Source organism: bacterium (assembly GCA_040753085.1).
GTDB lineage: Bacteria > UBA9089 > JASEGY01 > JASEGY01 > JASEGY01 > JASEGY01.
In genome coordinates, this window is record JBFMHI010000001.1 from 50,388 (window position 1) to 63,286 (window position 12,899).

The 12,899-nt window shown below is 44.7% G+C and carries 12 protein-coding genes; 10 read left to right on the plus strand and 2 right to left on the minus strand.

Annotation, left to right across the window (positions count from 1 at the left end):
• Positions 1-7 precede the first annotated feature (7 nt).
• Together AB1797_00245 and raiA are read right to left on the minus strand one after the other, a co-directional pair.
• Positions 8-475: a PTS sugar transporter subunit IIA gene (locus AB1797_00245; protein ID MEW5766044.1), complete on the minus strand. Its 468-nt coding sequence runs from the start codon at positions 473-475 to the stop codon at positions 8-10.
• 128 nt (positions 476-603) lie between these two features.
• Positions 604-1,140, minus strand: coding sequence for a ribosome-associated translation inhibitor RaiA (gene raiA, locus AB1797_00250; protein ID MEW5766045.1), 537 nt, complete (start codon positions 1,138-1,140; stop codon positions 604-606).
• A 910-nt stretch (positions 1,141-2,050) separates the two neighbouring features.
• On the opposite strand from raiA, the gene lpxC reads away from it, so the two are divergent.
• From lpxC to AB1797_00300, 10 genes are all read left to right on the plus strand, one after another.
• Complete coding sequence (gene lpxC / locus AB1797_00255; protein ID MEW5766046.1) at positions 2,051-3,340, plus strand: UDP-3-O-acyl-N-acetylglucosamine deacetylase; 1,290 nt, start codon at positions 2,051-2,053, stop codon at positions 3,338-3,340.
• A gap of 13 nt (positions 3,341-3,353) precedes the next feature.
• Positions 3,354-4,190: an acyl-ACP--UDP-N-acetylglucosamine O-acyltransferase gene (lpxA, locus tag AB1797_00260; GenBank protein ID MEW5766047.1), complete on the plus strand. Its 837-nt coding sequence runs from the start codon at positions 3,354-3,356 to the stop codon at positions 4,188-4,190.
• A gap of 20 nt (positions 4,191-4,210) precedes the next feature.
• The gene (locus AB1797_00265; protein MEW5766048.1) at positions 4,211-5,188 is read left to right on the plus strand and encodes a Gfo/Idh/MocA family oxidoreductase; all 978 of its coding nucleotides are present in this window, start codon (positions 4,211-4,213) and stop codon (positions 5,186-5,188) included.
• Positions 5,185-5,730, plus strand: a complete 546-nt coding sequence (pyrR, locus tag AB1797_00270) for a bifunctional pyr operon transcriptional regulator/uracil phosphoribosyltransferase PyrR (GenBank protein MEW5766049.1) — start codon at positions 5,185-5,187, stop codon at positions 5,728-5,730. The genes AB1797_00265 and pyrR overlap by 4 nt, the downstream gene beginning before the upstream one ends.
• A 171-nt stretch (positions 5,731-5,901) precedes the next feature.
• Positions 5,902-6,999, plus strand: a complete 1,098-nt coding sequence (carA, locus tag AB1797_00275; protein ID MEW5766050.1) for a glutamine-hydrolyzing carbamoyl-phosphate synthase small subunit — start codon at positions 5,902-5,904, stop codon at positions 6,997-6,999.
• Positions 6,996-7,451 carry a PTS sugar transporter subunit IIA gene (locus AB1797_00280; protein ID MEW5766051.1) on the plus strand — a complete coding sequence of 152 codons (456 nt, stop codon included), beginning with the start codon at positions 6,996-6,998 and terminating at the stop codon, positions 7,449-7,451. Before carA ends, AB1797_00280 begins: the two co-directional genes overlap by 4 nt.
• A 1,513-nt stretch (positions 7,452-8,964) precedes the next feature.
• The gene (locus AB1797_00285; protein MEW5766052.1) at positions 8,965-9,147 is read left to right on the plus strand and encodes a hypothetical protein; all 183 of its coding nucleotides are present in this window, start codon (positions 8,965-8,967) and stop codon (positions 9,145-9,147) included.
• Between the two features lie 114 nt (positions 9,148-9,261).
• Complete coding sequence (locus tag AB1797_00290) at positions 9,262-10,293, plus strand: ATP-binding protein (GenBank protein ID MEW5766053.1); 1,032 nt, start codon at positions 9,262-9,264, stop codon at positions 10,291-10,293.
• 348 nt (positions 10,294-10,641) lie between these two features.
• The gene (locus AB1797_00295; GenBank protein MEW5766054.1) at positions 10,642-10,992 is read left to right on the plus strand and encodes a nucleotidyltransferase domain-containing protein; all 351 of its coding nucleotides are present in this window, start codon (positions 10,642-10,644) and stop codon (positions 10,990-10,992) included.
• A gap of 147 nt (positions 10,993-11,139) precedes the next feature.
• A partial coding sequence (locus AB1797_00300; protein ID MEW5766055.1) for a right-handed parallel beta-helix repeat-containing protein occupies positions 11,140-12,899 on the plus strand: 1,760 nt, incomplete at its 3' end.

The window sequence follows — 12,899 nt, forward strand, 5'->3', positions numbered from 1 at the left end:
TCTACTTTTAGAGGTGCTTAGCTTCTTCTTTCTTGATAAGACTTAACACTTCTTCCGAAGTTTCAGCTTTTCGTAAAAGTTCACGGAAATAATTATGCTTTAGCAGACGGGAGATTCGAGCTAAGGCCTTTATATGAAAACCAGAGGCCTCATCAGCAGGACTTAGTAGAAGGAAAAAAATATAAGCCGGCTCCCCATCAAGGGATTGAAAATCAATGCCCTCTTTGGAACAGCCAAAGGCAGAAATAAGTTCCTTTACGGCATCAGCCTTGGCGTGAGGGATGGCTACTCCATGCCCAATGCCGGTACTCATCAACTCTTCACGTTTCATAATAGCCGAGAGGGCACTTTCCCTATCTGAAATCTTCTTAGCTTCAACTAAAAGATCTATTAATTCAGCCAAAACTCCTTCTTTATCTTTGGCAGAAAGATTTAATTTAATAGATTTTTTATCTAGAATATCTAAAAGTGTCATAACTATTTCTCCTCCTAATTAGTCAGAATTCGGTGATGTTCATTGTGTTTCAGCCTTAAAAGCCTTCTACCTTCAGTCTATCCACTTGATCGGTAAATGGCCCCAATGATGAACCAGGCCGAATTCTGTTATACAGACGGCTCAATTAAACCGTAATTACCATCCCGCCTGTGATAAATTACATTCACTTCTTCAGTTTCGGCATTAGTGAAGACCATGAAGTCATTCTTGGTCAGACTTAATTGTAAGATAGCTTCTTCCAGAGACATAGGTTTAACCGGATGGCGTTGAGTCTTTATAACCTTAAGCTCTGATTGATCCTCCCCTCCTGAAAGAATCTTCATCTCTATATTCTCTTCCCAGGGTGAAGACTTACCCTTATGCCCCTTAGTCTTCTCTTTATATCTTTTAAGCTGGTTTTCTATCTTGTCTAATACCTGATCGATAGAAGCATACATATCCGCCGTTACTTCTTCTCCCCTAAAGACAAGTCCGTTGGCGTTAATGGTTACTTCTACCTTGTGCCTGTTTTTTTCCACGGAGAGACTTACATGAACGTCAGCTCCTTTTTTTAAATACTTCTCCACCCGTGAAAATTTTTTCTCCACGTAATCATTTAAGGGTGGAGTAACCTCCATCCGTCTGCCAGTAATGGTAAGCTGCAAAAACATCAACTCCTTTATTTACTGGTAGTAACTATACTCCTCAGGCGCCAGGACACCTTAGTCGTTCTTCATGTCCGTAACGAGCCGAAACAAAGGGAAGCTCAGACACGGATAACGCTCACGGAGGACGATGGGGTGTCTTTAGGGCGGAATAGTTACCATCAAAAGATACGGCTTAATGCCTAAAAGAAATCTTGGCGATGTTCATCGTTTCGGCCATTTTTCGCCGCCCTCTGGTAGTCTGGTGTCTGGTAGGCGGGACACCAGGCTACCAGACAGCCGGTGGCCAGAGGGCTCTTCGTAAATGGCCGAAACGATGAACAAGACCAAAATCGTAAAAAAGTTTATCACAGTTTTTTTTACTTGTCAACCTCTTTTTCCGACCAAGCCAGATAGCTCGATTATTTTTTTGGTTTACAAATTGACCAAGATGTGGTATACTATTTTTTTAATTGAAATTCGTAACTACTCAGCCCTCATTGGGAACACAGATAAAAAATAACTAACTATTCAGCCACTAAGGCACTAAGGCACAAAGTAAAAGAATAATTCTTATAATCTTCGTGTCTTAGTGTCTTTGTGGCTGAATAGCTACAAAAATAATTCCTGATAATCGGTGAAATCTTGGGTAATCGGTGAAATGGGTGGTCTTCTTTTGGTATGGCTAAGTAATTACTGAAATTCGTAACTACTCAAAACTAAGTTAAGCAGTTAGTTGGGAGACAAAGCAAAATTCCCTCTCCCTTGATGGGAGAGGGATAGGGTGAGGGTGAAATGGGAGGGAGGGGAAGCTCTTATGCCGACGCTGTCAGGACAAAAGGAGATGAAACTTAACCCATAGCACTATAATCTGTAATGAGCTTACTTTTTTAACTTGATTTTGAGTAGATACTGAAATTCTAACCTAACATTGGATAGGAGGAGCAAAAAACTGAAACAACAGACTATTGCCAGAGAGGTAACTTACGCTGGAATTGGACTCCATACAGGGAACAAGATCAATCTTACCTTTAAACCGGCTCCGGTAGATACAGGGATTGTCTTTGTCAGGAGGGATTTACCCGGCAAGCCAAAGGTTAAAGCCAGTCTGGAAAATGTGGCCAGCAGTACCCGGGAGATATCGCTCAAAATAGACGGCGTGGAAGTCAGGACAGTAGAACATGTCCTTTCTGCCCTGAGCGGACTCGGGATCGATAACTGTGAAATTGAACTGGACGGCCCTGAGCCGCCAGTCGGAGACGGAAGCTCTCTTTTTTTAGTTGATCTCCTTACCGGGAGCCCAATTTTAACTCAAGAAAAATCTCGCTCTATACTTAGACCTAAAAAACCTGTCTGGGTGGTGGATGGAGACAGGGAAATCACCCTTTTACCGGATGAAGCTTTAACTATTACTTGCATGATAGACTTTGCCCATCCGGCGGTTGGGTCTCAGTTAGCCTCCTTCACCCTGGCTCCTGACATATTTATTAATGAAATCGCTCCAGCCAGGACCTTTGGTTTTTTAGAGGAAGTAGAGACCCTGAAACAGCAAGGGTTAGCCCAGGGTGGGAGCCTAGAAAATGCTATTGTCATTGGGCCGGAGAGAATCTTAAATGATTCCCTTCGTTTTGATAACGAACTTGTCCGCCATAAGATTCTCGATCTTATTGGAGACCTCTCCCTTTTGGGCGCTCCTTTTAGTGGTCGTCTGACGGCTATTAAGCCGGGGCACAGCCTGAATGTTAAGTTAGCTAAAAAAATCGCCCAAGAAACAAAGATTGTCCCCCTGACCGGTGAACTGGATATGGCGGCTATTCAAGAGATACTGCCTCACCGGTACCCTTTTCTTTTGGTGGATAGAATTATAGAACTGGAGCCAGAAGCCCGGGTAGTGGGAATAAAGAATGTAAGTATGAATGAGGAATTTTTTCAGGGACACTTTCCGGGACATCCTATTATGCCCGGGGTATTGATGGTGGAAGCCCTGGCTCAAACCTGCGGGGTTTTACTCCTTTCCAAGGTTGAAAACAGAGGCAAGATGGTCTATTTTACCGGAATAGATAAGGTTAGATTTAGACGCCCTGTTTTACCAGGAGATCAACTCAGACTGGAAGGAAAACCAATCAAGATCAGACAGCGAACGGGTAAGATGTTGGGCCGGGCATACGTGGGGGATAATCTGGTAACTGAAGCGGAATTAATGTTTTCTATTGCCGAATGAGGAGAAAATTTCCATGAAGATTCATCCCACGGCCATCGTTCATCCCAGGGCTGAACTGGGATCAGAAGTGGAAATCAGTCCTATGGCCCAGATAGGTGAACACGTCACCCTGGGGGATCGGACCCGGATAGGGCCTGGCGCCATCATTACCGGTTGGACCTCGATTGGTTCTGATTGTGAAATTCATCCCGGCGCTATTATCGGCCATGATCCCCAGATAAAAGGATGCAAGGTAAAGCGGTCCTATACGGAGATTGGGAACGGCAATGTCATCCGGGAATATGTGACTATTCATCGGGCGGGGAACGAAGAAGGCGTCACCAGAATCGGTAACCAAAACTTTATTATGGGCAACGTCCATATTGCCCATAATTGCGAGATTGGAAATGAAGTTATTATCACCAATTATGCCGGTTTGACCGGACACGTTGAGGTGGGAGACCGGGCCTTCATTTCCGGTCTGGCCGCCATTCATCAGTTTGTCAGGATTGGAGAGCTGGCTATGATTGGTGGGAGCTCCAAGGTGGTCCAGGACGTGCCGCCTTATTTTCTGGTGGACGGACATCCGGCCACCGCTTGCGGCTTGAATACGGTCGGACTGAAAAGAGCCGGCTTCCCTCTTCCCCTCAGAAACCATCTCAAAAAGGCCTACCGCCTCCTTTATCGCTCTAACCTCCTTATTTCGGCAGCCCTCTCCCAGATAGAGGAAGAGTTAGGGGAGTGCCCGGAAGTCAATCGGTTAGTGACCTTTATTCGGGCTTCAAAACGGGGGATATGTAAAGACAGAAGTCAGAAGTCAGAACACAGAATACAGACAATCTGTGATCCATTATCTGGCTCTGACATCTGATTGAAAAGGAGATGATTAGCTTGAAACCTGCTAAAGTAGGCGTTATCGGAACAGGGCATATGGGGACTTATCATGTCCGAACCCTGAGCGAAATCCCTAATGTAGAATTAACCGGAGTAACAGACATTGATTACCATCGGGCAGAAACAATAGCCAACCAGTACGGAACTACGGCTTATCGTGATCATAAGGAGCTTTTTGATAAGGTTGAGGGAGTAAGCATTGCTGTTCCAACCGGGCTCCATTACCAGGTGGCCAAAGATTGTCTGGAGGCGGGCCTCCATGTCCTTCTGGAAAAGCCTATGACCCAAAACCTGGAGGAGGCCAAAGAATTATTTGATCTGGCTGCCTCAAAACAAAGAATTTTGCAAATAGGACATATAGAACGATTTAATGCCGCGGTCCAGGAACTCAAGAATATCGTGCGGAATCCTATCTTCATTGAGTGTCGGCGACTCGGCCCTTATTCCTCCAACGGCCGGATAAAGGATAGCGGGGTGGTTCTGGACCTGCTTATTCACGATATCGATATCGTTCTCAGCCTGGTTAACTCAAGGCTTGAACGAATAAACGCCGCCGGCGCTTCAGTCTATTCCAACGGACATGAGGACGTGGTCAATGTTCAGTTAATCTTTGCCAACGGCTGTATAGGCAACCTCACGGCCTCCAGAATAACTGAAAATAAGATCCGCACCTTATCCATTACCCAGCCTGACGCTTATATCTACCTGGATTATGCTGATCAGGATCTGCATATCCACCGTCAAGCCGCCTCAAAATACATCCTCAGCCGCGAAGTGATGCGATATAAACAAGAGTCCTTTATCGAAAGACTCTTTGTCCATAAGGATAATCCCCTCAAATTGGAGCTGATTCATTTTATTAATTGTTTTGCTAATGGAGGGCGATCGAGGGTTTCCCCTGAGGAAGAACTAAATTCCCTGGGTGTTACCCTGAAGGTGTTGGATCTAATTAAGGAGGGTAAGGGAAAGTTATGAGGCGGGAAGTGATGAATGCCAGGGAAATAAAAAGGGCTCTTACCAGAATGTCTCTGGAGATAATGGAAAGAAACGGTGATGTGAGCGATTTAGTCGTGGTGGGCATTATAACCAGAGGGGTTTCCCTGGCGGTCAGGCTATCTAAACTGATGGCCGCCGAAGAAGGGATAGAAGTTAAGATAGGTTCATTGGATATCACCCTCTATCGTGATGATTTAAACCTCCAGGGGAGGGATAGAATCCCCCCCGGCGAGCTGGTTTCCAAGACAGATATCCCCTTTGATGTTAACGACAAAGTGGTTATCCTGGTAGATGATATTTTATATACCGGCCGCACCACCAGGGCTGCCCTGGGACAATTGATGGATTTTGGACGGCCCAGGTCGATACAACTGGCCATATTAGTTGATCGAGGTCACCGGGAATTGCCTATCAGACCCGATTACGTGGGGAAAAATATCTCTACCTTACGGGAAGAAAAAGTTAAGGTTCAACTAACCGAGGTAGACGAGGTTGATCAGGATCGAGTCATTGTGATATAGTAGACAGTAGTGTACCATCACATTTGATTTGATAGGTTGGTCTCTTGTAGAAGCAATCCCCCTCACCCTACCCTCTCCCCTCAGGGGAGAGGATTAAGGTGAGGGGTAAAAGAGGCTCTACCCACAATACTAACTTGATAAGGCAGTAGTTAACAGTGATACTGACTACTTATGAAAGCCATTCTTGCCCTTGAAAACGGAGCCGTGTTTGAAGGAGAATCTTTTGGCGCTGACGGTGAAGCTTACGGTGAAGTCGTCTTCAACACAAGCATGATGGGGTATCAGGAGATACTGACCGACCCCTCCTATCGAGGGCAGATAGTCACTATGACCTATCCCCTCATTGGAAATTACGGCATCAATGAGGAAGATTCTGAATCAAGCAGACCGTTTTTAAGCGGATTTGTCGTTCGGGAATATACCCCTTGTCCCAGCAATTGGCGGGCATCTAAGTCACTGGCTCAATATCTGAAAGAAGAGGGAATTGTAGCTATCCAGGGGGTAGATACCAGGGCCTTAACCAGGATGCTCCGAACCGGCGGGGTAAAGAAGGGGATTATCTCGACGGAGGATCTTAGTCCTGATTCTCTTATTAAGAAGGCCATAGATTCTCCTTCTTTAATCGGCCGGGATCTGGTCCGGGAAGTAACTACCAATAAGGTTTACACCATTCCACCCCCTCCCTCCCAGGCACCGCCCCCCAAGATAGCCGTTTATGACTTTGGGGTTAAAAAAAATATCTTAAGAAAACTTTACCAACATGGGGCCCAATTAGTAGTGGTTCCTGCGGCCACCCCCGCCGATGAAATCCTGAGATTTGAACCGGATGGAATTGTGCTTTCCAACGGTCCCGGGGACCCGGCTGGAGTGGGCTATGCCATTGAAAACGTCCGCTTGCTCCTGGGCAAGAAACCCATTTTGGGCATCTGCCTCGGCCATCAGATCCTAGGGCTGGCTATGGGCGGAAAAACCTACAAGCTCAAATTCGGCCACCGGGGGGGAAATCAACCGGTGAAGGATTTAATCACCGGTCGGGTGGAAATTACGGCTCAAAACCACGGGTTCTGTGTTGACCTAAAATCCCTTCCCCGGGACAAGGTTTTCATCTCTCATATAAACCTTAATGATCATACGGTGGAAGGGATGACTAATTCCGAAGAGAGGGTTATTTCCGTTCAATATCATCCTGAAGCTTCTCCCGGACCTCACGATGCTAACTACCTATTTGGAAGATATATGGAGATGGTGAGAGGAGAAATGAGTCGATGAAAATAGGTAATATATTGGAGACAGACCTTATCTTCCTTGATTTTGAGTCCCGTAATAAAGAAGTGGCCTTAGAGGATATGGTAGGGCGAATAAACAAAAAGGTTAGAGATACTAAAGAGGTGCTTGAGGCCATCAACCGGAGAGAAAAATTGGGGACCACGGCCGTAGGTGATGGGGTCGCTCTTCCTCATTGTCGCACCTCAGCCATAAAGAAGATATTAGCGGCCTTTTTCAGGTCAACCGCCGGTATTGATTTTGAAGCGGAAGACGGTGAGCCTGTTCATCTCATCTTTCTTATATTAGCTCCCGACGAGGAATGGGAGTCTTACCTTGAGGTTCTGGCCCAGATAGCCCGCCTTTGCAAGGAGGAAAAGAATAGAAACGCCCTCCTGAAAGCAAATAATCCAGGGGAAGTTATAAAATTCATTAAGGGTGTTTCAGAGGGCATTTGAGGCTCTGTCTCAGTTTCGGGTTTCGGGTTTGGGGTTTCGGGTTTTGGGTTGTAAGTGGCAGATTATTCCGAGCCTCGATTTCGGATGTCTGATATTTTTGACTTTTTGGTCGGGTAGAGGTCAGGGGCCTTTCAGCCCCATTCCCCCCTAAGAACTGTACATGTAAGTTTCCCCACATACAGCTCAAGCATCTCAAAGACGGCCCTTGTGGGACCCGCCCGACTGTGATTCTTCCTAAGTAAACTGGGCGCGAAATTCGCGTGCCGATAATGCCGGCAGTAGTTTGCTTTCCCTTTTGTTCCTTCACAGCCTTTGCGATACGCATTTACAGCCTTCTGACTTCCCGTTGAGCTTACTTCCACTTAATGGAATTCCACTTCTCAGAGTCATCTGTGAGTGCACCAGCCTTTTGAGCCGTCATTTGCTTCCTCTTCTTCAAGGGTTCTCCAAATTCTCTCGCAATGAGACACCAGTTGGACGTCAGCACGCTCTTTCACCAGTCGCCGAAAGCTTGCCAGTTTTGGCGTTGAGCCATATTTCATGCCCTATCTTTTGGCTTTCCCAAAAGCATTCGCTTCTTCCAACCTCTCCCTCCCGTCTCTCCATGGGCGTGCCTTGCGGGTTTCACTTGCCTGGCCTTGCACCAGGCAAAGGACGGGGTTACTACGTTCCTCACAGTTGATCCTTTGGATGACTTAGGTGCGTCCTCTACGCCGATGGTTCTACAGTTCCGTGCAGGCAGTTAGAAAACCTGGCGCTCCACCAGACGGCTATTCCGCTGCGCTCCATAGCCGCCGGTGAACTTGGTCGTTAAACATACGGAAGATAGACATACGGAAGATAGAAATCCGCCACAGTGAAAAATAAACGACAGGTGTTGGTTATCCAATGTTATCTACCATTATGGAATTAAGGATAAAGAAAGATGAAGAAGTTAAAAATATACAAAGTGCAAAAGTATAGGTGTTTAGTAATTCCGCAATTTTGACGGACTATTGGAGACCCCTGGGTCAATTTTTAATTGCCATTGACATATAGTCATATCAACTGCCCCAGTAAAGACGCAAGTTTTTGCATCTCTACTCATTATACAACGGCATCATCTTCTTGCCAAATCTTTTCGACCTGTGAAATAGGCTTAAATAAAATGCAAGAAACTTCCCATAGACATAGATATTCAAGCTCTACTACTACTAAAAACAGGTCGCTCCTACGGAGCTGCAAATATATTGCTTTTGCGAAATACTACAAACAGATTGCTCCTAACGGAGCTTTATTCAGGTTAGCTCCAGAGGAGCGACATGTTTGTAGAATATATCTCTCATAACAAATTAGCTCCATAGGAGCGATCTGTTTATTCTCTTTCTTACCCTAATTGGGGGATATTTGTATAAACCTATTTCACAGGTCGAATCTTTTTTAGCCTCCATTTGGAATTGTTGTCTTGACAATCAGGGGGAGATGTGTTATACTTACAGGTATAATCTAAATAAGATAATCTAAGGAGGATAATATGGAAAACCCTTTCCGATATGGGGATATCGTCCGGGGAGATTATTTTACTGACAGAGAAAAAGAGATTAAAGAGATCTGTCAGGACATGAGAAGCAGTCAAAATATCGTAACTACTCAGCCACCACATATTGATTTTGAAGCTTACAGAACACAATATATTGTGGTTCGTCTCCTTTTATAGGTTGCATAGAAAGCCGTTTTTTAGGAATTTTAGCTAACTTTTAAACACCTAAACACAATATGTTGTGGTTTCGCTAGGTAAGGCTACTATATAGAGGCTGAGTAGTTACAAAATATCTTCTTCTATTCACCCCGAAAATATGGCAAGACTTCCTTGATCACAAAAGTCCTTGGCCTTCTCCAGGCAGAAGGTCTCTTTACTATCTACCTGGACCTTTATCAGGTTCCCTCCAAAAAGGTCTGGCTGGAATTGTATGCTAAGGCTATCTCTAAAGGGGTGGCAGGAAGGATCGAGGGGATAAAAAGATTCATAAAAGAATATCTACCCGGTTTTATTCCAAAGATTATCATTAAGGGGGAGGATAGCCCTGATATAGAATTTGAGTATGTTTCTTCCCGAAAGGGAATCGAAAGATATCTAATGGATGTTTACGACCTTCCCCAGAAAGTGGCTGAAAAGAAGGGACGAAAAGGGGTCGTGGTCATGGATGAATTTCAGGAGATAAGAAATCTGGATGGTGAAGAAATGGAGAAGCAGATAAGATCCATAATTCAACACCACGATAAAATCTCATACGTCTTTGTGGGAAGCAAGAAAGGGATGTTATTGGACATCTTTACTAACAGAAAAAAGCCGCTTTATAATATTGGCAAGATGTTGACCCTTAAAAAGATTCCCGCAGAAAATATGGCCGAATTCATCAGAAATAGATTCAACCACACCCAACATTCAATAACTGAAGAAGTAATAGAAGAAATATTATCACTCACTGAGAACCACCCTTATTTCACCCAGATGCTCTGTCACGAAATATGGGACCTTCTTTTTCCTGGTCAGGATGTTCAATCCAAAGATATCAAAGAAGCTATTAACCAAATCCTTTCTAACCAGTCAGAGCTTTATTTTATCATCTGGGATAGCCTCTCCCCTCACCAGAAGAACCTGCTTTTTGCCTTGACTAAAACCAGAAGCAGCAGGATATACTCAGCAGATTTCATTAATAATCACAGCCTGGGAAGCACTTCCATGATCCAAAAATCGATTAGGGCATTGCTTAATAAAGAGGTGATCGAGAAAAACGAGGGGATTTACGAAATACAGGATGTCTTCTTCCGGCAGTGGCTTCAAACAAGAATGCTGCCTTAAAGGTATCGTAAACGGAGAGCTCTCTTCTCTCACTTCTCAACTCTCAACCCTCAGCGCTCAACTCTTACCTGGAAGGTTTTAGGCGCTCCTCATTCAGTTAATGCGCCAGAACTAACCGCCTTCAGCCTACCGTCTAAACAAGGTGAGCAATTAGGATTAATGTATCATAGCAATAGTAGATTAAAGTAAAAATTGGCTGTTGATTTATAGTAGAAAATGTGGTATAATATAATAGTAGTAATCCGAAGAAAAAGTCCAAGTCGATGCTCGAGCATCGAGTATCAAGTATCCTTGTGGTTGGCGGAACGGTTACAGGCGACCGGCTAGGCCGGAACGAAAGGTGAAAAAATGAGGCCGGATATATTGAAGGAATCCGAAGGAAAAGTAGTAGACGAGTTCAAAAACTTCTTACTTTCACACTACCCGAATAGAATTGAGTTGATTGAACTTTTTGGCTCAAAAGCCAGAGGGGATAGCGATGAAGACTCGGACGTTGACCTTCTGGTTGTAGTTGATAAAGAGGATCGGGAATTTGATGATCAGATATGTGAGTTAATGAGTGAGCTTTGCCTTAAATATAACATTTTGATTTCACCAGTGATCTTTGAAAAGGAGGAGTTTGAATTGTATAAGAGAGTTGAAGCTTCAATTATTCTCAATATTGAAAAAGAGGGTATTGTGTTATGGGAAATGAGCTGAAAAAAGTCCTGGATGATTTAATCTTGAAAGCGAAGAAAAGAATAGCCGCTGGTTGGTTAATGACAGAAAAAGACTTTTTTGCCGCAGGTTCCAAACGGTAGTGTCAAGAGATGACAATGCTTGGAGTTGGAGGAGGATACCTTTAAAATGAATAAACAAAAGGATCGGGTCAGGAGGAGACGAAAAAGGCCTTATTATTGGGCTAGTCTCCTCTTATTTTTTATCTTATTTGGGACGGGATCATTTCTCCTCCCAGATACCGTGGCGGCTCAACCGGATGTAACTATCATCTCCAAGACAGATGGCACGGCTACCGCCTCACCAGGTGATACCCTAACCTACATCATTGCTTACGAAAACACAGGTGGACTCGTCGCTAATGTCTATTATGTCCGCCCTGATGGTAATAACACTAACTCCGGGACCGGCCCTTCAGCTTCCGAGGCCTGGCGAACCATAGATTATGCTGCCTCAACTATGGGGCCAGGTGATATAGTCTATGTTGCCCCGGGAACCTATAATGAGCAGGTTACCATAGACAATAGCGGCACTTCGGGCAACCGTATCTACTATATCGCGGATACTAATAGCTCAAAGTTTTCTGATATCTCAGCCGGAGATGTAATTGTTGATGCCCAGAATACCCGTAATTACTGTTTTTACATTTCCGGGAAAAATTATATTACGATAGATGGATTTATAGTGAGAAATGGGACGGGCGACTGGAATTATGCCGATATCCATATTGAGAATTCAGATTATATCGGGGTTTATAATTGTACTGGTTTTGGGGGGACTAATAAGAGAATAGTAATAAAAGGAGATTCAGATAACTGTCTTATCTCTGATTGTGAAGTCGATGGAAATGGAAGTGGATATAGCGTGAGTGTAGAGGGTACCAGTAATGACTGTATCCTTAGACGATGCAAGATTCACGATATCTCTGATGAAGGGATCACTATCTGGCATAGTTCAAATGGGACATATAATACCATCATTGAGAACTGTATTATTTACAATAACAATGGAAACGGCGGGATTGAAATCGGTCCTAACTCTGATGGAACAATACTAAGAAACAATACCTTCATCAATAACAATCCCGGTGGCAACGGAAATCTGTATAATCGTGGTGATAACACCATTTGTTTTAACAATATCTTTGATAATGGTTCCGGTAATATAACTATAACTAATATAGGAAGTTTCACTGGCAGTAATTACAACTGTATCCGAGGGACTACTTCTGGTTATACGTCGGGGACTAACGACCTGATTAATACCAACCCGGACCTTGATGCGACTTATCATCTTAATTCCACTTCTCCCTGTAGAGATTCCGGTACGGCTACTTTTAGTGGCCAGAGCGCCCCTTCAAAGGATATAGATGTAGGTTCAAGACCATATAATAGTGGCTACGATATAGGTGCAGATGAATATGGAGTCAGTGCCCTGGTTCCTTCCTCCCGGGCCGCCACTGGCGTGGTCATTAGCGATACTATTCCAACAAATACTACCTTTGTTTCAGCCAGTGATACAGGGACTGAATCCAGTGGCGTAGTTACCTGGAACATCGGCACCCTGGAACCAGACGGCCCCCATCAGGTGACTCTGACCGTAGTGGTCAATGACACCCTGCCCGCTGGGACAACCAGTATCGTCAACACCGCTACCATTACCGACGATGGCTCAGACTCGGATTCGACCAATAATTCCCGCACCGATACAGACACCGTGGTGGCTCAACCGGATGTGACTATTACCTCTAAGACCGACGGCACAGCTACAGCCTCCCCGGGCGACACCCTGACCTACACCATCGCTTATCAGAACACCGGCCAGATCGGCGCCACCAGTGTGGTCGTCACCGACACCATCCCCACGAACACCACCTATGTCTCAAACAC